This is a genomic window from Paraoerskovia marina, from assembly GCF_900105445.1.
Taxonomy (GTDB): Bacteria; Actinomycetota; Actinomycetes; order Actinomycetales; family Cellulomonadaceae; genus Paraoerskovia; species Paraoerskovia marina.
In genome coordinates this window covers 153387-173641 of the sequence record NZ_LT629776.1, presented here as the reverse complement: position 1 = coordinate 173641, position 20255 = coordinate 153387, and the positions used below count along the sequence as shown (strand labels likewise).

Here is a 20255-nt window from a genome sequence, read left to right as displayed (position 1 = left end):
CGGGAGCCATGACGACTTCGATGACCTAGCCAATGATCGGCCTTTCCTTGGGGAGCTCGTACATGCGGCGCCGGCGGCGCAGCACCAGGGCGGTGGCGAGCGTGATGGGCCCGAGCCGTCCCATGAACATCAGGGCGACGAGGATGAGCTGGGCCGCCGTCGGGAGGTCGGGCGTGATGCCCGTCGACAGCCCGACGGTCGCGAACGCGGAGATGACCTCGAACAGCGTGCGGTCGAGCCCGAAGTCCTCCATCGCCAGCAGGATCATCGTCGACCCCACGACGGCGGCCATCGCCAGGAGCGCGACGCTGATCGCCTGGCGGTGGGTGGTGCGGGGCAGGCGCTTGCCGAGGACGTTGACCGCCGCCTCGCCACGCACCTCGGTCAGGATGATGAAGAACAGCACCGCGAACGTCGTGACCTTGATGCCTCCGGCCGTCCCGGCCGGGCCGGCGCCGATGAACATGAGGATGTCCGTGCCGAACCAGCTCGTCGACGTCATCGCCGACGTGTCGATCGTGTTGAACCCCGCGGTCCGCGTCATCGCCGAGTGCGTGAACGCCGCCAGCACCTTGCCGCCGAGGTCGAGGCGACCCAGCGTCGCCGGGTTCGCCCACTCCGTCGCGAGGAACAGCACGCTGCCGAGCGCGAGCAGCACGCCCGTCATCAGCAGGACGATCCGGGTGTTCATCGACCAGTGCAGCACGCGACCGTGGTACCGCCGAAGCTGGTGCAGTACGGGGAACCCGAGCCCGCCGAGCACCACGGCGCCGATGATCGGCAGGCAGATCCACGGATCCGCGACGTACCGGCTCAGACTGTCCGACCACAGCGCGAACCCGGCGTTGTTGAACGCCGAGACCGAGTGGAAGACGGCCAGCCACGCAGCCTGCAGCGGGTGCTCGCCGTACCCGATCCACCACCGCAGCCAGAGCACGAACGCCACCGCGAGCTCGATCAGCAGGGCCGTCCGCACCACGCCGATCAGGAGCCCCCGCACTCCGCCGATCGAGCCGGTCTTGGTCTCGGCGGCCGCCGAGAGGCGCGAGCGCATCCGCATCCGCCGCGTCACGAGCAGCCCCAGCGTGGTCGCGAACGTCATGATCCCGAGCCCGCCGACCTGGATCAGCAGCAGGATCACCACCTGCCCGAACCCGCTCCAGTGCGTCGGGGTGTCGACGACGGTCAGGCCCGTCACGCAGACCGCGGAGGCCGCGGTGAACAGGGAGACCATGAAGTCGGCCGGCTCGTCGCCCGCCGTCGCGACGGGCAGCATCAGGGCGAGCGTCCCGAGCACGAGCGCGCTGAAGAATCCGAGCACGATCATCTGTGCAGGGTGCAACCGGCGGAACCGGCGTCCTACCCGAGTCAGGGCCACGACGCACGATCGTAGACCTGTCGTCGTTCGGCGGCTCGCCGGGTTTCGACGGGCTCAACCACCGTGGGTCGAGCCTGTCGAGACCCGGACCACCTCGCCGGGTTTCGACGGGCTCAACCACCGTGGGCCGAGTGCCGGGCTCAACCACCGTGGGTCGACCGCCGGGCTCAACCGCCGTGGGTCGAGCCTGTCGAGACCCGGACCACCTCGCCGGGTAGCGTTCCCCGTGTGACTGCCGACGACCCCACCACCCCGCTGGACACCTACACCCTCGACGAGCTGCGCCGTCGGACCTCCGTGAAGTGGAGGGCGTACGCGCCCGACGTCCTCCCGCTCTGGGTGGCGGAGATGGACGTCAGCATCGCTCCGGCGGTGTCGGACGCCGTGGGCCGTGCCCTGCAGACCGGCGACACGGGGTACGACTTCGGTCCCGTCTACGCCGAGGCGTTCGCCGCGTTCGCGCACGACCGCTGGGGGTGGGACCTCGACGTCGCGCGCACGCGCACCCTGGCCGACGTCATGGTCGGGCTGACCGAGGTGATCAAGGTCCTCACGGGGCCGGGGGACGCCGTCGTCGTCAGCCCGCCCGTCTATCCGCCGTTCTACACGTTCCCGCGCGCCGAGGGACGCCGGATCGTCGAGGCGCCGCTCGGTGCGGACGACCGCCTCGACCTCGCCGCACTCGACGCGGCGTTCGCGGAGGCGACGGGTCGTGCGGCGTTCGGCACCGGCCCGGGCAGCGGTCAGCGCGCCGTCTATCTGCTGTGCAACCCGCACAACCCCACGGGGGTCGCCCACACCCCGGCCGAGCTGGAGGCGCTGCTGGCGCTCGCGGCCGAGCACGGCGTGCGCGTCGTCGCGGACGAGATCCACGCGCCGATCACCCGGCCCGTCGGTGCGTCCGGTCCGACGTACACCCCGCTGCTGTCCGTCCCGGGCTCCGACGACGCCGTCGCCGTGCTCTCGGCGTCGAAGGCCTGGAACCTGGCCGGTCTCAAGGCCGCGATCGCCGTCGGCGGGCCGGCTGCGGCCGACGACCTGCGGCGCATCCCCGAGGTTGCCAACCACGCCGTCTCGCACCTCGCGGTGATCGCGCACTCCGCGGCGCTGACCGACGGTGTGGACTGGCTCGACTCCGTGCTCGCCGGCATCGACCGCAACAAGCGCCTGTTCGGCGACCTGCTCGGCGAGCACCTCCCCGAGCTCGGGTACACACCCACGGAGGCGACGTACTTCGCGTGGCTCGACGCACGCACGCTGCCGGGGCAGGCCGGGACGGACCCGTCGCGATTCTTCCTCGACCACGCCCGTGTGGCCGTGAACCCTGGCCCCAGCTTTGCGACCGGCGGGGCCGGGCACGTGCGCGTCAACCTCGCGACGTCACCCGCCGTCCTCACCGAGGCGGTCGAGCGGATGGGACGCGCGGTCCGAGCCCTCTGAGGGTCAGGGGCGTCAGAGCCAGCCGCGGCGCTTGAACGCCCAGTAGAGCCCGAGCCCGAGCCCGAGCATCAGGACCATCGACGCCGGGTACCCCCACCGCCACTGGAGCTCGGGCATGAACGCGAAGTTCATGCCGTAGATCGCGGCGACGAGCGTCGGGGTGAACAGGATGGCGGCCCAGGACGAGATCCGCTTCATGTCCTCGTTCTGCCGCTGCCCGACGAGCGTCGCGTTGACCGTCATGATGCGGTCGAGGCTGCTGCTGATCTCGACGACGCGGTCCGTCGCGCGGCGCAGGTGGTCCTCGACGTCCTGCAGATACGCCTCCAGGGCGGGCGGCACGTCGTGGTCGGGGGCGCCGCGGCGCAGACGGGCGACGACCTCGCGCAGCGGGATGACGGCGTGCTTGAGGTCGATCACCTCGCCGCTGAGCCGGTAGATGCGCTCGGGGGCGGCGTCGTCGCCGGTGAACACCTGCCGCTCGATCTCGTCGACGTCGGTCTCGATCTCCTGCAGCACCGGAAAGTACCCGTCGACGATCTGGTCGAGCACCGCGTAGAGCGTGGCTTCGGGGCCGAGCGCCAGAACCTCCTGAGGGATCTCCCGGTCCAGCTTCATGGGGCTGTGGACACCGCCGTGCCGGGCGACGAGCACCACGTTCCCGAGCACGACGACGTGCAGCTCGGTCAGGACGACGTCCTCCGCGGACTCGACGTAGTCGGCGGCCTTCATCACCACGAACAGCGCGTCGCCGTGGCGCTCGACCTTGGGGCGCTGGCGGGCGTGCTCCAGGTCCTCCGCGAGCAGCGGCGGCAGGTCCAGGAGCGAGGCGACCCGCGCGACGTCGGCGGGTGTCGGACGGTCGTAGGTGATCGTCGCGATCAGGTCGCCCTGCTCGTCGGCACGGGCGCGCGTGACCGCGGCCGGGATGTCGTCGCTCGGCTCATCCGCGACGCCGCGCCGGTACAGCGTGACCATGCCCTCCGACGTCGGACGGGGCGGGATCGCACGTGACGTGCGGACCCGGCCGGAGCCGAAACGGTGGGGGCCGAAGCGGGGCGACATCGGTACTCCTGTCTGCAGGGGTGCGGGGACGGTGGCGGGGTGTGACGCTACCGTCGGACGGCGCGGACCACGGTGTCGTGGATGGTGACGACCTCGCCGTCGGGGTTGGTCGCCTCTCGCGGCGCGGCGGCCGCCGTCATGATCTCCCACCCGGTGCCCAGGGACTCCGCGACCGCCGCGGGCATGAAGAGCATCTCCGCGATCCGTGGCCGCTCGAACCCGACCTCGCGGTCGGAGGGGTGGTGGCCCACGATCAGCAATGTCCCGCCCGGTCGCACGGCCGCAGCGAGTCGACGGTGCACGGACCGGAGCGTCGGAGTCGGCAGGTGCATGAACTGGACGTTGACGAGGTCGTAGGTCTCGGACGGCGACCACTCCAGCAGGTCCACCCGCTCCCACGTCGCACGAGCCGCGACGTCGGGACCCGCCTGGGCGACGTGCCCTGCGGCCCGGTCCAGCGCGACCTGCGAGAGATCGACGCCGGTGACCTGCCAGCCTCGCTCGGCGAGCCAGAGCACGTCCGCGCCCTCCCCGCATCCGACGTCGAGGGCGCGGCCCGGGGCCAGGTCGCCCGCGTGCTCGACGAGGCGCGGGTTGGGACGCCCGCTCCAGACGGCGGGCGCGGAACGATAGCGCTCGTCCCAGAATTCGGCGTCGTGCGGCGGGTTCTCCATGGCACCAGACTGCACCACGTGAGGTCTTGGCACCGGCTGGAAGCGCTCTCTGACGACGTTGTCACAAAGTCTCAGCACCGGTTCGTGAGTTGGTGGAATAGATCGGCAGCGTGTAGATGTTGTGTCCGTCGACCGGGCCACTCCGGTCGTCGACAGACTGAGGGAGCACACCACGTGACCACGTGGAACTTGATCGAACGACGCGCCGTCGACCTTCGCCGGGTCGCCAGCGCGCTCTGTTGCTGACCCCTCGCGCCTGACGCTCCGGGGCCTCCCGAGCCAGCGCCCGCCGTCGCGGCCCTCCGAGACCGCGACCGGCCGCCGTCCACCACGGCACTTCCCCCCGTATCCCCACGCACCCGTGGCTGCCGCTCACCCCTGCGGCCGCCGTCCGCTGCGTGTCCGTCGAGAGGTACCTCTGTGTCTTCATCCACCACCGCACCACCGGCCGAGTCCGCCGTCGAGAAGCCTCGACGCCGGCTGAGGCTCCCCTCGTTCTCCACCCAGATCGTGCTCGGGCTGGTCTTCGGCGTGCTCCTCGGGTGGCTCGCGCTCTCCATGGGCCCCGCCGCGGACGGCGAGGAGAACTGGCTGACCGTGACGCTCTCCACCATCGGCGGCTCGTTCATCACGCTGCTGAAGGCGATCGTCCCGCCGCTGGTCTTCACCGCGATCGTCGCCTCGATCGCCAACCTGCGGAAGGTCACCAACGCCGCACGCCTCGCCGGTCAGACGCTGCTCTGGTTCGCGATCACCGCGCTGATCTCCGTCGCCGTCGGCATCGGCCTCGGCCTGCTGTTCCAGCCGGGCAACGACTCCTCGCTGTCCACCGACGCGGCCGCCGAGCCCAGCAGCCAGGGGTCGTGGCTCGACTTCCTCAACGGCCTGATCCCGGGCAACTACCTCGGACTCGACGCCGGGACCTCGCTCGAGACCGGCGCCGACGGCGTCGTCACCGGTGCCGAGACGTCGATCTCCTTCAACGTCCTCCAGATCGTCGTGATCGCGCTCGTCGTCGGGATCGCCGCACTGAAGTCCGGCAAGGCGGCCGAGCCGTTCGTCGAGTTCAACCGCTCGGCGCTCGCCGTGATCCAGAAGGTGCTGTGGTGGGTCATCCGCCTCGCGCCGCTCGGCACGCTCGGCCTGATCGGCCGTGCCATCGCGACCTACGGCTGGGACCTGCTGCAGCCGCTCGCCACGTTCGCCGTCGCGATCTACGTCGGCCTGGCGATCGTCCTGTTCGTCGTCTACCCGATCGTGCTGCGGTCCAACGGCCTGAAGATCTCGTCGTACTTCAAGGGTGCGTGGCCCGCGATCCAGCTCGCGTTCGTCTCACGCTCCTCGATCGGCACGCTGCCCGTCACCGAGCGCGTCGTCGAGCGGAACCTCGGTGTGCCGCGTGAGTACGCGTCGTTCGCCGTGCCGCTCGCCGCGACCACCAAGATGGACGGTTGCGCCTCGATCTACCCGGCGATCTCGGCGATCTTCGTCGCGCAGATCTTCGGGATCGACCTCTCGATCACGGACTACATCCTCATCGCGTTCGTCTCCGTCGTCGGGTCCGCGGCGACCGCGGGGCTCACCGGCGCGCTCGTGATGCTCACGCTGACGCTCTCCACCCTGGGCCTGCCCCTCGCGGGCGTCGGCCTCCTGATCGCGATCGACCCGATCCTCGACATGGGCCGCACCGCGGTCAACGTCGCGGGCCAGGCGCTCGTGCCGACCGTCGTCGCCAAGCGCGAGGGCATCCTCGACCTCGAGCAGTACGACTCGGTCAACACCGAGGACCTGTTCGCCGACGACGAGCCCGAGGTCGAGGGCGCGTCGGACGGTGCGGACGGTACGGACGGCATCGCCGGGACGTCCGAGGACCGGGAGCTCGAGCCGGCGCGCTGACCTCGGTCTCGACAGGCCCGTCCGTCGAGCCTGTCGAGACGCGGGTCTGTCGGTTCGTTCGTCGAGCCTGTCGAGACGCGGGCCTGTCGTTCCGTCCGTCGAGCCTGTCGAGACGCGGGCCTGTCGTTCCGTCCGTCGAGCCTGTCGAGACGCCAGCCCTACCTCAACTCTGCCGACCACGTGGTTGTCGACCCCATCTGACTCTGTTGGTGGCCGCAACCACGTGGTCGGCAGTTCTCTCACCGGTATTGACAGAGTTCTTTCGAAAGAGTACTTTCAATGCATGACTGCACCACAGACTCCCGACGACGTCCCGCAGGACGGCGAGCCGACCCCCGGCGGGGAAGCGGCACGGCCGACGCCGGCGTGGCCCGTCCGCGACATCACCGACCCCCGCGAGCTCCGCGCCCTCGCGCACCCGCTGCGGTTCGCCCTCATCGACCTGCTTGCCGAGGGGCCGCTGACCGCGAGCCAGTGCGCCGAGAAGCTGGGCGAGTCCCCGGCGTCCTGCTCGTACCACCTGCGCCAGCTCGCCCGGTACGGGCACGTCGAGCCCGCGGGCGGCGGCCACGGCCGCGAGCGCCCGTGGAAGTCCCGTGACGGCGGCATCCGGTGGGACGAGTCGACGGCCGCCGGGCGCTCGGCCGGGCGACTGCTGGCGCAGACCGTCGACGAGTTCCGCTTCGACTCCTGGCGCCGCTACCGCGACAACGACGCCGCCGAGCCCGCCGAGTGGCGCGACGCCGCCCTCTCGACGGACATGCTCGCGTGGCTCACCCCGGACGAGCTCCGCGACGTCACGCAGCGGATCTACGACATCTTCGGGGAGTACGAGCACCGCGAGGACGACGCGACCGCGCGTCCCGACGCCGCGCGACTCGTCCGGTTCTTCGCCTACGCCTATGCGGGGTTCGCCGGACGTCGGGCCGAGGAGCGTGGCGAGTGAGTCGGGCCGAGGGGCGTGGGGAGCCGGGCGAGATCCCGGTTTCGACAGGCTCAACCGGCGGGGCGACAGGCTCAACCGGCGGCGGGCTCCTGCGGGCCCGGCGGCGCTTCGTCGTGCTCACCGCACTGCGGTGGTTCCCGACCGGCGTCGTCATCCCGGTGCTCGTGCTCCTGATGCGCGAGCGCGGACTGGACCTGGCGACCATCGGGCTGCTCGGTGCGGTGTACAGCGTCGTGACCCTCGCCCTCGAGCTCCCGACGGGTGGTCTCGCAGACGTGGTCGGACGCCGACCGGTGCTGGTGATCTCGTCCGCGATGACGTTCGTCGCGCTGCTCCTGCTCGCGACCGGGACCTCCGCCCTGGCCCTCGGTATCGCCTACGCCGTCTTCGGTGCGGCGCGGGCGCTCGACTCGGGCCCGCTGCAGGCCTGGTACGTCGATTCCGTTCACGCCGTCGACCGGGACGCAGATCTGACGCCGGGACTCTCCCGCGCCGGGGTGGCGGAGTCCCTCGGCCTGGGTGTCGGTGCGCTCGTGGGTGGTGGCGTCGTCGCCGTCTCCCCGTTCCCGACCGACGATGCCGTGCTGATCGCGCTCTCGACCCCCTTCCTGCTGGCTGCGGCCCTGGGCCTCGTGCATCTGGTGATGGTGGCGGTCTGGGTCCGGGACGTGCCCCGGGAGCGGCGTGCGACGTTGCGGGACATCGTCGCTGACGTCCCGGCGACGGTCGCGCGGGGTCTGCGGCTGGCGGTGCACCACCGGACGTTGCGGCGCATCATGACGTTCACGGTGGGCCTCGGGGTCGCCTTGGCCGGCATCGAGCTGCTCGCACCGAACGCGTTCGCCGAGCTCCTCGGCGGCGAGGCGGCGGCCGCGGCGCCGTACGCGGTGCTGGTGACGCTCGGGTTCGGCGGGTCGGCCCTCGGGTCCGCGCTCGCGCCCGCCGTGCGCCGGGTGACGCGGTCCGACTCGCGCGGCGTGGTGGTCGCGGCGGTGCTCGGCTCGGTGGCGCTCGCGGCCGTGGCCGTTCCGGTGCTCGGGGTGGCGGCGACGGCGTTCGTCGTCTTCTACGTCTTCCTCGGCATCGGTGGTCCCCTCGTCGAGAACCTGACGCACCGGTCGGTGAGCTCCGCGGAGCGGGCGACGATCCTGTCGGTCAGCTCGATGGCGCTGCAGAGCGGGGGAGTGGTGGCGAGCCTCGCGATCGGTGCGCTGGCCGGTGCGACGTCGCTCGCCTGGGGGTTCGCGGTCACAGCCGCCGCGCTGTGCCTGGGCGCGCTTGCCCTCGTCGGGATCCGTGTGCCGCGCCGGACGGGCGACGAGTCGGCACCGGTGCCATCCTCGAAGTGACCCGCGTCACAACTCACCGTCGAGGAGTGCCATGAACCCCGTCCGTCGAACCATCGCGCTGATCGCCGCCGCCGCGGCGACGCTCACCGTCGCCGCCGTTCCGGCAAACGCCGCCGAGGCGTCCGACCCGCCCGACGTCGTCGTCTCCCTCGGTGACTCGATCTCTCGTGGGTTCGGCGCCGACGGTTCGCTCCGCCTGCGGTCCACGTACTCGTGGGCCACCGGGACCAGTGCGTCGGTGAACCCGCTCGCCGAGCGCCTGCGGCCGGACGGCGGTGACGTCTACGCGCTGACGTTCGCGGAGCTCGGCGCGACCGCCGGCGACCTCCACGACCAGGCGGCCCTCGCCCGGTGGGTCCGCCCCGACGTCGCGACCGTCATGATCGGTGCCAACGACGTCTGCGGGGCCTCCGGGGTCGACGACCTCCCGGACCCCGCGGCGTACGCGGCCGACGTCCAGGACGCGATCGACGTCGTACGGTCCACCGCTCCCGACGTCGACGTCCTCCTCGTCTCCGTCCCCGACCTCGAGCGACTGCGCGACGTGGGCAAGGGCGACTGGCGCACGCGCGTCCGCTGGGCCGCGTGGGACCACTGCTCGATCGTCCTCGGCGACCCGCGCAGCAGCTCGGCGGCCACGCAGGACCGTCTCGCGGCCGTCGGCGAGAGCATCGACGGGCTCAACGCAGAGCTCGAGGCCATCGCTGCCGCGGACCCGCAGGTCTGGAGCGATCGCGGCGCCGTCCATGCGACGTCGTTCTCGCTCGGGAACCTCTCCACCCTCGACGGGTTCCACCCGTCGGTGAGCGGGCAGGCCCTGATCGCGCAGACGGTGTACGACGCCGCGGCCGCCCAGGGGATGTTCGGCTGACCGGGCTCTCGTCGAGCCTGTCGCTCGTCGAGCCTGTCGAGACGGAGGGGTCTCGACTGGCTCGACCGGCGGGGGTTGGGCTCGTCGGAACGGGGTCTCGACAGGCTCGACCGGCGGTTGTTGAGCTCGTCGGAACGGGGTCTCGACAGGCTCGATCGACGGGGGTTGAGCTTGTCGAAACCGCGTCTCGCCGCCGCGCGGTCAGGCGGTGAGCACAACCTTGCCGCGCACGTGTCCGTCCATCACCGCGCGCAGCGCCTCGGCGGCGGCGGTCAGCGGGTAGCGCGCCTCGATCTCGGTCCGCAGACGACCGCTCTCGGCGAGCGCCAGCACCTCGGCGAGCGCCCCCTTGGCATCGACCTTCATCGGGATCCCGGCGGCGTCGGCCTTCGGTCCGCCCACGGTCGTCACGGAACGCTGGAGGTCGTCGAGGAGCTCGACCGTGGCGGCCACGGCGTCAGGGGTCCCGGCGAGGTCGACGACGGCGTCGACGCCACCGAGGTCGCGGACCGCGTCCACGAGCCCGTCCCCGTACGTGACAGGCTCGGCCCCGAGCTCGCGGAGGTAGTCGTGGTTGCGGGGTGAGGCGGTACCGACGACGCGTGCCCCGAGGGCGAGCGCGATCTGGACGGCCGCAGTGCCGACCCCGCCCGAGGCTCCGTGGATCAGCACCGTCTGCTCGGGCCGGAGGTCGACCTGGGCGAGGGCGGAGAACGCCGTGGCCGCGGCGACCGGGAGGACGGCCCCCTGCTCGTGGCTCACGGACTCGGGGAGCACGAGCGCGTGGGCGGCCTGCACGAGCGCGTGCTCGCGCTGTGCGCCGCTGCCGTGCCAGAGAACCTCGTCGCCGACCGAGAAGCCCGTGACGTCGGGACCGACGGCGTGCACCGTGCCCGCGGCCTCGAATCCCGGAGTCGCGGGAAATCGTTGCGGGCCGAAGAGCCCGGCGAGCATCTTTGCGTCGGCGGGGTTGATCCCCACCACGCGGTTCGCGACGACCAGCTGCCCCGGGCCCGGCTCGGGGATCTCGGTCTCGGACACCTGCAGGACCTCGGGTCCGCCGAAGGTGTCGAACGTGATCACGGTGCTCATCCGGCCACTCTTGCACCGTGGGCCGGGCGGCGACAGCCGAACGCTAGTCTGGGCGCATGTCTGCTTCACGTTCCGCGCGTTCTCGTCGCGCCCTCCGCCCCTTCGCCGCGATCGCCACGGCGCTCGCCGCCGCGGTGCTGCTCGCAGCACCGGCCGCCGCGCACGACACGATCACCGGGACGAGCCCCGAGGACGGCGCCACGCTGACCGAGGTGCCGAGCGAGATCGCCCTGACGTTCAGCTCAGAGCCTCTCGAGGTCTCTCCGGAGGTCGTCGTGACGGACGAGTCGGGAGCGGTCGTGACCGACACGACCCCGACGGTCGACGGGTTCGACGTGCTGCAGCCGCTGCCGGAGGACCTGACGAGCGGGACGTACGACGTCGCGTGGCGGGTCGTCTCGAGCGACGGCCACCCGATCGACGGGTCCTTCTCGTTCGACCTCGACGTCCCGGAGGTCGAGGGGACGACGGACGAGTCTGCCGAGGCGACGACGGAGGCCGACGACGCCGCGACGTCGGACGCCGAGGCCACGGAGACCGACACGGCGAGCGCGTCGATCACGGCCGTCGACGGCGAGGACGGCTCGGACGACGGCACGCCGTGGGGCCTGATTGCCGGTGCGGCGGGGCTCGTGGCGCTGATCGTCGCCGTCGTGGTGCTCGCCGTGCGTCGGGCGCGCGACCCCAACGGGCCTGCCGGACAGCACTGACCTGCACCGATACGACGCCTCCGCGACGGCGCTGCGGGGCGATACGTGACGTTTATCGCCCTCCGACACGCGGAAATTCGCGGTTCCGTGCGGAAAGTCGGCGGAATCGGTGGCACAGTAGGGCGCGACGCATCACGGGATCACCCGGGATCGTGTCAGCCCAGAGTCATCCGAGAGAGGAACCCCATGGCGCTCAACAAGTCTGATCTGGTTTCTGCCATTGCCGAGAAGGCCAACCTGACGAAGGCCGACGCCGGCGCGGCCGTCGACGCCCTCCAGGCTGTCCTGGTCGAGTCGCTCGAAGCCGGCGAGGCGGTCAAGGTCACCGGCCTGCTGTCGGTCGAGCGTGTCGAGCGTGCCGCTCGCACCGGCCGCAACCCCCGCACGGGCGAGGAGATCTCGATCCCGGCCGGTTACGGCGTGAAGGTCAGCGCGGGCTCCGTGCTGAAGAAGGCCGTCCAGAAGTGACGTCCGCGGCGCGCTGAGGCGCGCCGCACCACCGGGGACACCCCGGTACACGCGTCAGGGCTCGGCTCCCCACCGGGGAGCCGAGCCCTGTGCCGTCTCGGGCGGCGTGTGACCGCGCCGGCGCCCTCAGGCGGTGCGAACGACCATCTTGCCGGTGTTCTCGCCGCGCAGGAGACCGAGGAACGCGTCGATGGTGCCCGACACGTCGTCGCGGGCGTCCACGACGGTCTCGTCGAAGACGACGTCGCCGTTGGCCAGCCACGGGCCCATCTCCGCCACGAACTCGGGCATGTGGTGGAAGTAGGCGGCCAGGGTGAATCCCTGCAGCCTCAGGCTCCGTGTGACGACGTTGGACATGTTGTCGGGGCCGGCGGCCCGCTCCGTGGAGTTGTACTGCGAGATCGCCCCGCACAGCGCGACGCGGCCGTTGGTGCTCATCACGTCGAGCGCGGCCTCGAGGTGATCGCCGCCGACGTTGTCGAAGTAGACGTCGACACCGTCGGGGACGAGCGCGGGGAGCTGCTCGCGCACCGGTGCGTCCTTGTAGTTCAGCGCGGCGTCGAACCCGTAGCGGCTCGTCAGGAGGTCGACCTTCTCGGCCGAGCCCGCGCTCCCGACGACGCGGCTCGCGCCCTTGAGGCGGGCGATCTGCCCCGCGGCGCTCCCGACGGCTCCGGCGGCGCCGGAGATGAAGACCGTGTCACCCTCCTGGACCGGCGCGATCACCGTCAGGCCGACGTAGGCGGTCAGGCCGGTCAGGCCGAGGACGCCGAGGTAGGCGGAGAGCGGGACGCCGGGGATCTCGTCGACGCGCCGGAACTCGGACGCGTCGCCCTGGGCGACGTCGCGCCAGCCGCGCTGGTGCAGGACGACGTCGCCGACGGCGAGGTCGTCGGAGGCGGACTCGACGACGCGGCCGACCGCTCCGCCCTCGAGCGGCGCTCCGATCGCGAAGGGTGGGACGTAGGACTTCACGTCGTTCATCCGCCCGCGCATGTACGGGTCGACGGAGAGGAACTCGTTGGCGACGCGGACCTCGCCCGCGACGAGCTCGGGCAGCTCGATGGTGGCGACCGCGAAGTTCTCGTGCGTCGGCCAGCCGGTCGGGCGGGACGCGAGGGTGATCTGGGTGCTCGTGGGTGTGCTCATGCTTCCACCGTCGCACCCGGGGGCCTCTTCCGGGTGCGGAGGGGGAGTGATTTCGCGCAGGGCCGAGAACGCTTACAGGTCACCGGTCCGCTGCAGCACCCGCATCGCGACCCAGCCGAAGGGGATCCGGGCCCAGTACGTCGCGAGCCGGAACAGCACGGTCACGGAGGCCGCGATGGCCGGCGGGATGCCGGCCGCCGTGAGGCCGGCGGTCAGGGCGAGCTCGATGGTCCCCAGGCCGCCGGGCGTCGGGACGGCCGCCCCGGCCGCGTTGCCGACGAGGTAGATGATCGCGGCGTCGATCAGGCTGAGGTCCTGGCCAAAGGCGGCCAGCGCGGCGTCGAACGCGAGCACGTAGCTCATGGTCAGCGTCAGGTTGCCGATGATGCCCATCGTCAGGCGCCAGGGCTGACCGAGGATGTCGCTGAGCCGGGGCCAGACCTGCTGCAGGGTGGGCCGGATCTTCTTCCACAGCCAGGTGCGCACGGCAGGGACCAGGAGCACGGCGATGATCGCGACGGCCACCCCGCCGATCGCGATCAGCACCGTCGTCGACGGGGTCTGGACCAGGCCACCCTCGCCGGTGAAGACGCTCAGGACGAGCAGCAGCGCGATCGTGACCACGAACTGGGAGACCTGCACGACGGCGACGGTCGCCACGGCCAACGGGGTCTCGACCCCGCGCCGCGTGATCATGCGCAGGTTCAGCGCTGCGGCGCCGACGCCCGCGGGGGCCGCGAGTGCGACGAACGAGCCCGCGGCCTGCACCGCCGTCGCCCGCAGCATCGAGAGCTTGACGGGGGAGAAGGCGACGAACGCGAGGGCGGAGCCGATCCACGTCAGCAGGCCGAGCAGGAACGACGCGACGGCCCACCAGGGGTTGGCGTCCGCGACGGCGCTCGAGATCTGCTCGATGTTGATCTGGGTGATGACGACGGTCGCCACCACGATCGTCAGGGTCAGCGTGACGATCGTGCGCGTGCCGAACCGGGTCAGCTGGATCGGCTCGACGTCGGTCTTCGGCAGTCGCTCCACCAGTGCGGCGCGCAGCTGCTTGAGCAGGTCCTTGTTGCGGCGCAGGTCCTCACGGGTGGAGCGGGGGAGCGCGACGGGCTGCAGCAGCGGCCCGATCGCGGTGATGTCGTCCTCGGGCAGCACGCGGGCCGCGGACGCGACGGCGCGCTCGGCGCCGACGCGGAGCGCGAGGAGCGCGATCATCTGCGTCAGGTCCATCCGGCGGGCGAGCTCGGTGGAGGCGACGTCTCCCTGTTCCCAGCCCGTCAGCCAGACCTCGGGCCGGGCGTCCGTCCCGTGACCGAGCAGGATGCCGTCGGCGTTGAGGGCGCGGTGGGCGAGCCCGGCGGAGTGCGCGGTCCGCAGCTGGCGCCACGTCTCCGTCAGGACGTCGTCGGTGAGCTGGGCGTCGTTGACGTCCCGCAGCGAGACGGCGCCCGCGGGGTGCTGCTGCACGAGGACGATCGAGTCGGCGGCCTCTCCGATCCCGACGAGCCTGGGTGTCCGCACCCCGGCGGCGGTCGCGGCATAGCTGAGCAGGGCATAGCGCTCGGCGACGGCGCGCAGGGAGATCGCGGCGCGCCCCTCGACCCCGCGCAGGCGCAGCATCCGCCACAGGCGGGTGAGGAACCCGACGACCTGTCGGTCGCCGTCGAGGACGACGACGTCGCGGCGGGACCCGAGCGGGGTGAACAGGGCGTAGACGCGGTGGTCGCCGATCCGGCTCAGGGCGATGGCGGCGGGGTCCGACGACGCGGGGTCGACGGTCTGGTCGCCGGGCAGCAGGTCCGGGGCGAGCGTAGCGTCCTCGGTCAGCGTGACCGGGTGCTCGACGTCGGGACGCACGACGGGCCCGATGTGGACGGGCTCCTGGTTCTCGCCGTCGTCCGTGACGGTCGTCATCGGGTCGGTCGACGCCTCGAGCCGGCCCGCGGGCGTCGTCACGTCGTGCACGCGGACGAGTGCGGCGGGCGTGAACCCGGCGCGGCGTACGGCGGTTGCGAGCTCGCCGTCGTACGCCCGCTCGCTGCGCACCCCCGAGGCGTACCGGACCGCGAAGCCGACGAGACGGCCGAGCGCCAGGGCGACGAGCACGCCCGGCAGGGACACCAGGTTGGTGATCACGAGGATGGCGAGCGTGAAGAAGAGCAGGTTCCACGCCCACGCGACGGTGCGGCGCCGGGTCCGGGGGCCCGCGACGGTGAGCATCGCGCCGAGGGAGACGGCGTAGATGGGGATGGCGGGGGTGTCGGAGACGACGTACCCGACCGAGAGCCCCTGCAGCAGCGACGGCGTCGCCCACGCGGACAGGCCGGCGATGAGGAGCGCGCCGAGGACGTACCCGGACAACGCGGCGACGATCGACTCGACCACCTGACGTCCGAGGCGCCGGACCGCGAGCTCGACGAGCACGGCGGCGGGGGCGAGCAGGGTCACGATCAGCTCGAGGACGGCGACGGGGATGTCGAGGAGCGTGGCGAGCAGGTCGCTGAACCCGCGCACGTCCTCGGTGACGCCCGAGGTCGTGCCGTGCGCGTAGACCGCCATGAAGAGGACGAGGACGACGGCGACGGCCGAGACGATCATCGACAGCAGGTCGCGCGGGTTCCTGACCCGGTGCGTGGTGGTGTCGACGATCCGGACCGTCTCGTCCTCTGCGGAGGATTTTGCTGCCCCGACGACCTGTGACCCGGGTGCCCCGGAGGCGTAGTCATGCGTGGGCATACGGGCGATTCTAGACGCGGGGCGCGTGCCACCGCGCGACGACGCGGCCGTTCTGGGACGATGCGAACAAGAATTCCATCGACGTATCGAGGCATCGAATGGCACGCTCGAAAGAAACCACCTCCGAGAAGAAGCCACGGCAATTTCGACGCGTCTGGTGGATACCCGTGCTCCGGGGGCTGCTGTACATCGTCCTCGGTGTCCTTCTCCTCGTCCCGCCGCTGCAGGACATCTCCGTCACGCCGTGGCTGTTCGGCGTCTTTCTCGCCGTGGACGGTGTGGTGCTGATCCTGCAGTGGTTCTCGCACCGTCGGCAGCTCGGGGCCCAGTGGTGGCTGGTCCAGGCCGTGGTCAACGTGGCCTTCGGTGCGGCGATCCTGCTCTGGGGGCAGTTCTGGGACATCACTGCCGTCGGCCAGTACTGGCTGCTCGTCGTCTGGGTGCTGGTGCTCGGCATCGCGTCGATCGTGGGTGCGATGTATCTGTCGCGAAACCGTGATCTCGGCAGCTCGTGGATGGCGGTCTTCGGTATCGTCTCGGCGCTTTTCGGAATCACGCTGATCACGCAGGACCTGGGCGATCTCCAGGTCGTCTCGTTTACGTGCGTGGTGCTCGGGCTCTTCGCGTTCGTCTCCGGCGCGATCCTGATGGTCTCCGGTTTTGCGACGCGCGCCGTCGCGCGGGAGATCGACAATCTTCGCAAACAGGCAGAAAATCTCGGTATCGAGCTGACCGGAGGATTTGTCCTCGGCGCGTCGGGTGCGGTCTCCACCGTCTCGCAGGCCGAGCTGCGGCCCGAGGTCGACGCCGTCGTCGTCGAGGAGGACGAGCCGGTCGCGGTGGTGGACGACCGGCCCGACACGCGGCCCGTCGGAATCGACGCGCGGGAGGCCAGCACGCAGGCTCCGGCGACGCTCCCCGAGGGCGAGCTCTCCGGCGACCCGGCCTCGACCGGAGACGACCCGTCCGCGACCCGGCCCGACCCGGCCGCGACCGGACAGGACCCGGCCTCGACCCGGCCCGACCCGGACAGCGCGCGGATCCACCGCCACGACGACGAGCACTCGACGCTCGAGGATCCCCCGGAGGAGCCGCGGCGAGACGTCTGACCGACGGCGGGCCCGCCGTGTGCGGTCAGATCCCGAGCGCGTCCCGCCACTCCGCGGGCAACGCCGCGTACCCGACGAACGCGACGACGTCGAGCAGGGCGTGGGCGACGATCAGCGGGCCGACGCGGTGCCGTCCCCACCGTGAGGTGTAGAACCAGGAGAACAGGACTCCCATCGCGACGTTTCCGATCGCCGGGCCGATGCCCTGGTACAGGTGATAGCTGCCGCGCAGCAGCGAGCTGGTGGCGATGAACTGCCAGCGGCCCCACCCGAGGTCGGTGAGCCGCTCGCGCAGGTATCCGACGACGATCACCTCCTCGAGGATCGCGTTCTTGAGCGCCGCGAGGATCAGCACCGGCACCGTCCACCAGTAGGCGTCGAGCCCAGAGGCCTGCACCTCCACGGTGATGCCGATCGCACGTCCGAGGACGTAGAACGCGAGCCCGGGGATGCCGACGGCCGCGGCGAGGGCGAACCCCCAGCCGACGTCGCGGCCGGGACGGCTGCCGTCGATCCCGAGCGCGTCTCGCACCGAGCGGCCCCGCGCCGAGAGCAGGTAGAGCGCCAGCGCGACGGGAACGAGGGCGAACGCGATCCCGAGCAGCTGGTACGTCAGGTCGAGGTACGGCCGCACGGAGCGTGTCGGGTTGAGCTGGGTCGTCTGGTCGGCGAGAGCCGTGTCGGCGGTCAGCCGCGCGACGATGTTCACGACGGCGTAGACCGCCGACTGGCCGAGGCTCAGCCCCAGGACGATCCAGATCTCGGCCGTCACGCGCCGCCGGGACTGCGGCACTGCGGGGGTGGGGTCGCTACTCACCGAGGTGGCGGACGATCCGTGCCGGGTTGCCGACGGCCACGACGTCGGCCGGGAGGTCGTTCACGACGACGGCGCCCGCACCGACGACGGTGTTCTCGCCGATCGTCACGCCGGGGCAGACGACGACGCCGCCCCCGAGCCACACGTTGTCGCCGATCGTGATGGGCCGGCCGCCCTCCCACTTGTCCCGGCGTGGCCCGGGCTCGGTCGGGTGCGTCGGTGTCAGGAGCTGGACGTTCGGGCCGATGTTGACGTCGTCGCCGATCTTGACGGGCGCGACGTCGAGACACATCAGGCCGAAGTTCGAGAACGTGCGCGCCCCGACCGTCGTGTTGTAGCCGTACTCGCAGTAGAAGGGGGACCGGAGCTCCGTGTCCTCCCCGACGGCGCCCAGGAACCCCACGAGGATCTCGCGCCGCGCGACGGCGTCGGTCGGGTCCGTCGCGTTGTAGGCCTGGACGGTGCGCGCGCCGTGCGCGAGCTCTTCGGCGAGCTCCTCGTCGACCCGGTAGAGGTCGCCGGCGAGCATCCGCTCCTTCATCGTTCGGTCGTCACTCATGCGTCGAGCCTAGACCGGCTCGCGCAGGACGGCTCAGCCCTTCGGCGTGGCGACGAACGGTGCGGTGCCGACGTAGAGGCCCTGCTCGACGACGTCGAGGACGAACCGCGCGAGGTCGGCCCGCACCACCTTGGTGGACCGGGTGGACCGGTGCGCGTCGTGCTCCAGCTCTCCGGTCCCGGCGGTCCCGTTCACGAGCCGCGGTGGTCGCACGAGCGTCCAGTCCAGGCCGCTGGCCGCCCACACGGCGTACTCGGCGGGCTTGTCCTTGACGACGTCGCCACCGAGACGCTGGATCAGCCAGCTGATCGCCGTGGCGGACGCCGACTTCTGGTCGCCCGGGACGTCGATCCCCGCCCCGGAGACGCCGACGAACCGGCGCGGTCCGTGCTCGGACATCGCCGCGACCAGGTTCCGTGCGGCCACGGCGTGCAGGTCGCTCTCCTTGGCGGTCGGTCCCAGGGCGGAGACGACGGCGTCGGAGCCCTCGAGGAGGCGCGCGACGGACTCCGCGTCGGTGACGGAACCATCGACGACCCGGACCTCCCGCGAGGTCGGGGCCAGGCGTGCACTGTCGCGGACCAGCACGCTGACGTCGTGCCCGCGACGCAGCGCGTCCTCGAGGACGAGCCGCCCGGTCCGGCCGGTGGCGCCGATCAGTGCGATCCTCATCGGTCACCCTCCGGGATCCAGGCGTCGCGCTCCCGGTGCGCGAACTCGACGAAGTCGATCGGCTCGCGGCCGAGGACCTCGCGGACCTCGGTGGTGAGCCCCGCGGCCATGCCGAGGCGCGCCGTCGTGTAGATCGCGGTGGTCACGGCGACCATGCCGCGCGGCATGCCGAGGACCTTGCGCGCGTGCCGGACGTACCGCCAGATGCCGGGGCGGTCGTACGTGATCGGGCGGCCGAGCTCCTGCGTCAGGATCTCGGCGATCTCGGTGTACGTCAGCGCGCGGGGGCCGGTGACCGTCCACGCCTTGTCGCGGTGCGCCGCCGGGTCGATCAGGGCCGCGGCCGCGACCGCGCCGACGTCCTCGGCATCGACGAACGCCGTCGCGCCCTTGCCGGCGGGGACGAAGATGTCGTCACGGTCACGGACGTCGGTGACGTGCGTCGTCGTGAGGTTCTGGTGGAAGAAGGAGGCGCGGACGAACGTCCACGAGAGCCCCGACTCGCGGAGCCAGGCCTCCACCGCGGCGTGCGGGACCACCTTGTTCTTCTCCGCGCCCTGGAGCGAGAGGAACACGACGTGCTTCACGCCGGCGTCGCGGGCGGCGGCGAGCGAGGGCAGCAGGTCGCGCTTGACGTTGCCGATCGCGGGCGGGCGGACCAGGAACATCGACTCGACGCCGTCGAACGTGGAGGCCCACGTGGAGGAGTCCGTGAAGTCGAAGCCGGGCCGCTCGGCGACGGCGTAGGTGACACCCGCGGCGTCGAGCGCGCGCGTCACCGCTCCGCCCACGTTGCCGCTGGCACCGGTCACAAGAATGGTCATGGCGTGGTCCGCCTTCTTCCTCGGGGTGGAAACTTGTATGTAGTATACATCTATGAGCAGTTCTGAGAAGGACGTCGAGCGCCTCGACCGGGCCCTCCTGCGGCTCCGACGGTTCCTCACCGCGCCCCCGGTGCTGCCCGACGGTAACGACCGGGTCGAGCTCTCGACCCTCCTCGTGGTCGACGCGGCCGTCCGCGCCGCGCCCGCGAGCGTCAAGGACGTCGCCGAGGCCCTCGTCGTCACGCACTCGACCGCGAGCCGGCTCGTCAGCACCGCCGTGGACGCCGGCGCCGTCGTGCGGGCACCCTCGCAGGCCGACCGGCGCACGATGCTCGTCGAGCCGACCGCCCGCGGACTCGCGATGCTGCAGCGCGCCGTCGAGTTCCGTCTCGCCCGCCTCGAAGGGATCCTCGACGGCTGGACGCCCGAGGAGGTCGCGGCGTTCGCCGGCTCGACGGAGCGGTTCGCGGACCGGGCGACCTGGCGGTAGCGGGTCA

The 20255-nt window shown here is 71.6% G+C and carries 19 protein-coding genes; 9 read left to right on the top strand and 10 right to left on the bottom strand.

What is annotated here, in order from left to right; translation table 11 throughout:
* Positions 1-25: 25 nt before the first annotated feature.
* Positions 26-1327: a TrkH family potassium uptake protein gene (locus tag BLU20_RS00790; RefSeq protein ID WP_083371212.1), complete on the bottom strand. Its 1302-nt coding sequence runs from the start codon at positions 1325-1327 to the stop codon at positions 26-28.
* 279 nt (positions 1328-1606) lie between these two features.
* Here BLU20_RS00790 and BLU20_RS00785 point away from each other — a divergent pair, with 279 nt between their 5' ends.
* Complete coding sequence (locus BLU20_RS00785; RefSeq protein WP_083371211.1) at positions 1607-2818, top strand: MalY/PatB family protein; 1212 nt, start codon at positions 1607-1609, stop codon at positions 2816-2818.
* 12 nt (positions 2819-2830) lie between these two features.
* Here the strand turns inward: BLU20_RS00785 and BLU20_RS00780 are convergent, their stop codons facing one another.
* Both BLU20_RS00780 and BLU20_RS00775 read right to left on the bottom strand, forming a co-directional pair.
* On the bottom strand, positions 2831-3883 hold the full coding sequence (locus tag BLU20_RS00780) for a magnesium and cobalt transport protein CorA (protein ID WP_083371210.1): 1053 nt from the start codon (positions 3881-3883) through the stop codon (positions 2831-2833).
* Positions 3884-3930: 47 nt separating this feature from the next.
* Positions 3931-4557: an SAM-dependent methyltransferase gene (locus tag BLU20_RS00775; RefSeq protein WP_083371209.1), complete on the bottom strand. Its 627-nt coding sequence runs from the start codon at positions 4555-4557 to the stop codon at positions 3931-3933.
* A 420-nt stretch (positions 4558-4977) separates the two neighbouring features.
* Here BLU20_RS00775 and BLU20_RS00770 point away from each other — a divergent pair, with 420 nt between their 5' ends.
* From BLU20_RS00770 to BLU20_RS00755, 4 genes are all read left to right on the top strand, one after another.
* Positions 4978-6453 (top strand): dicarboxylate/amino acid:cation symporter, encoded by a 1476-nt coding sequence (locus BLU20_RS00770; protein WP_083371208.1) that lies wholly within the window; start codon positions 4978-4980, stop codon positions 6451-6453.
* A gap of 283 nt (positions 6454-6736) precedes the next feature.
* Positions 6737-7399 carry an ArsR/SmtB family transcription factor gene (locus tag BLU20_RS00765; RefSeq protein WP_083371207.1) on the top strand — a complete coding sequence of 221 codons (663 nt, stop codon included), beginning with the start codon at positions 6737-6739 and terminating at the stop codon, positions 7397-7399.
* The gene (locus BLU20_RS00760; RefSeq protein ID WP_172828965.1) at positions 7396-8748 is read left to right on the top strand and encodes an MFS transporter; all 1353 of its coding nucleotides are present in this window, start codon (positions 7396-7398) and stop codon (positions 8746-8748) included. The genes BLU20_RS00765 and BLU20_RS00760 overlap by 4 nt, the downstream gene beginning before the upstream one ends.
* A 31-nt stretch (positions 8749-8779) precedes the next feature.
* A complete protein-coding gene (locus BLU20_RS00755) occupies positions 8780-9619 on the top strand; it encodes an SGNH/GDSL hydrolase family protein (protein WP_083371205.1) in 840 nt (279 codons plus the stop codon).
* A gap of 201 nt (positions 9620-9820) precedes the next feature.
* Here BLU20_RS00755 and BLU20_RS00750 read toward each other — a convergent pair whose 3' ends face one another.
* Positions 9821-10711 (bottom strand): NADP-dependent oxidoreductase, encoded by an 891-nt coding sequence (locus tag BLU20_RS00750; RefSeq protein WP_083371204.1) that lies wholly within the window; start codon positions 10709-10711, stop codon positions 9821-9823.
* Positions 10712-10767: 56 nt separating this feature from the next.
* Between BLU20_RS00750 and BLU20_RS00745 the strand changes: the two genes are divergently transcribed.
* Together BLU20_RS00745 and BLU20_RS00740 are read left to right on the top strand one after the other, a co-directional pair.
* The gene (locus tag BLU20_RS00745; RefSeq protein ID WP_083371203.1) at positions 10768-11421 is read left to right on the top strand and encodes a copper resistance CopC family protein; all 654 of its coding nucleotides are present in this window, start codon (positions 10768-10770) and stop codon (positions 11419-11421) included.
* A 186-nt stretch (positions 11422-11607) separates the two neighbouring features.
* A complete protein-coding gene (locus BLU20_RS00740; protein ID WP_029251783.1) occupies positions 11608-11889 on the top strand; it encodes an HU family DNA-binding protein in 282 nt (93 codons plus the stop codon).
* Between the two features lie 126 nt (positions 11890-12015).
* On the opposite strand, the gene BLU20_RS00735 is transcribed toward BLU20_RS00740, so the two are convergent.
* Both BLU20_RS00735 and BLU20_RS00730 read right to left on the bottom strand, forming a co-directional pair.
* Positions 12016-13038: an NADP-dependent oxidoreductase gene (locus tag BLU20_RS00735; RefSeq protein ID WP_083371202.1), complete on the bottom strand. Its 1023-nt coding sequence runs from the start codon at positions 13036-13038 to the stop codon at positions 12016-12018.
* Between the two features lie 72 nt (positions 13039-13110).
* Positions 13111-15777, bottom strand: a complete 2667-nt coding sequence (locus tag BLU20_RS00730; RefSeq protein ID WP_083371201.1) for a lysylphosphatidylglycerol synthase transmembrane domain-containing protein — start codon at positions 15775-15777, stop codon at positions 13111-13113.
* A gap of 98 nt (positions 15778-15875) precedes the next feature.
* Between BLU20_RS00730 and BLU20_RS00725 the strand changes: the two genes are divergently transcribed.
* Positions 15876-16886 (top strand): DUF308 domain-containing protein, encoded by a 1011-nt coding sequence (locus tag BLU20_RS00725; RefSeq protein WP_083371200.1) that lies wholly within the window; start codon positions 15876-15878, stop codon positions 16884-16886.
* Between the two features lie 25 nt (positions 16887-16911).
* Here the strand turns inward: BLU20_RS00725 and BLU20_RS00720 are convergent, their stop codons facing one another.
* The 4 genes from BLU20_RS00720 to BLU20_RS00705 are packed head-to-tail and all read right to left on the bottom strand — an operon-like array spanning position 16912 to position 19758.
* A complete protein-coding gene (locus BLU20_RS00720; RefSeq protein WP_083371199.1) occupies positions 16912-17703 on the bottom strand; it encodes a CPBP family intramembrane glutamic endopeptidase in 792 nt (263 codons plus the stop codon).
* Positions 17696-18262, bottom strand: coding sequence for a sugar O-acetyltransferase (locus BLU20_RS00715; RefSeq protein ID WP_083371198.1), 567 nt, complete (start codon positions 18260-18262; stop codon positions 17696-17698). Before BLU20_RS00715 ends, BLU20_RS00720 begins: the two co-directional genes overlap by 8 nt.
* 33 nt (positions 18263-18295) lie before the next feature.
* Complete coding sequence (locus BLU20_RS00710) at positions 18296-18934, bottom strand: NAD(P)-dependent oxidoreductase (protein WP_083371197.1); 639 nt, start codon at positions 18932-18934, stop codon at positions 18296-18298.
* Entirely contained in the window at positions 18931-19758 is an 828-nt protein-coding gene (locus tag BLU20_RS00705) for an NmrA family NAD(P)-binding protein (protein ID WP_083371196.1), read from the bottom strand. The genes BLU20_RS00710 and BLU20_RS00705 overlap by 4 nt, the downstream gene beginning before the upstream one ends.
* A 52-nt stretch (positions 19759-19810) precedes the next feature.
* On the opposite strand from BLU20_RS00705, the gene BLU20_RS00700 reads away from it, so the two are divergent.
* The gene (locus BLU20_RS00700) at positions 19811-20248 is read left to right on the top strand and encodes a MarR family winged helix-turn-helix transcriptional regulator (RefSeq protein WP_083371195.1); all 438 of its coding nucleotides are present in this window, start codon (positions 19811-19813) and stop codon (positions 20246-20248) included.
* Positions 20249-20255: the final 7 nt, after the last annotated feature.

Bases quoted from the DNA above. Each gene is read 5' to 3' on its own strand.
- BLU20_RS00790 (WP_083371212.1), bottom strand. From the start codon at position 1,327: ATGATCGTGCTCGGATTCTTCAGCGCGCTCGTGCTCGGGACGCTCGCC.
- BLU20_RS00780 (WP_083371210.1), bottom strand. From the start codon at position 3,883: ATGTCGCCCCGCTTCGGCCCCCACCGTTTCGGCTCCGGCCGGGTCCGC.
- BLU20_RS00775 (WP_083371209.1), bottom strand. From the start codon at position 4,557: ATGGAGAACCCGCCGCACGACGCCGAATTCTGGGACGAGCGCTATCGT.
- BLU20_RS00765 (WP_083371207.1), top strand. From the start codon at position 6,737: ATGACTGCACCACAGACTCCCGACGACGTCCCGCAGGACGGCGAGCCG.
- BLU20_RS00755 (WP_083371205.1), top strand. From the start codon at position 8,780: ATGAACCCCGTCCGTCGAACCATCGCGCTGATCGCCGCCGCCGCGGCG.
- BLU20_RS00750 (WP_083371204.1), bottom strand. From the start codon at position 10,711: ATGAGCACCGTGATCACGTTCGACACCTTCGGCGGACCCGAGGTCCTG.
- BLU20_RS00745 (WP_083371203.1), top strand. From the start codon at position 10,768: ATGTCTGCTTCACGTTCCGCGCGTTCTCGTCGCGCCCTCCGCCCCTTC.
- BLU20_RS00740 (WP_029251783.1), top strand. From the start codon at position 11,608: ATGGCGCTCAACAAGTCTGATCTGGTTTCTGCCATTGCCGAGAAGGCC.
- BLU20_RS00735 (WP_083371202.1), bottom strand. From the start codon at position 13,038: ATGAGCACACCCACGAGCACCCAGATCACCCTCGCGTCCCGCCCGACC.
- BLU20_RS00730 (WP_083371201.1), bottom strand. From the start codon at position 15,777: ATGCCCACGCATGACTACGCCTCCGGGGCACCCGGGTCACAGGTCGTC.
- BLU20_RS00725 (WP_083371200.1), top strand. From the start codon at position 15,876: ATGGCACGCTCGAAAGAAACCACCTCCGAGAAGAAGCCACGGCAATTT.
- BLU20_RS00715 (WP_083371198.1), bottom strand. From the start codon at position 18,262: ATGAGTGACGACCGAACGATGAAGGAGCGGATGCTCGCCGGCGACCTC.
- BLU20_RS00710 (WP_083371197.1), bottom strand. From the start codon at position 18,934: ATGAGGATCGCACTGATCGGCGCCACCGGCCGGACCGGGCGGCTCGTC.
- BLU20_RS00705 (WP_083371196.1), bottom strand. From the start codon at position 19,758: ATGACCATTCTTGTGACCGGTGCCAGCGGCAACGTGGGCGGAGCGGTG.
- BLU20_RS00700 (WP_083371195.1), top strand. From the start codon at position 19,811: ATGAGCAGTTCTGAGAAGGACGTCGAGCGCCTCGACCGGGCCCTCCTG.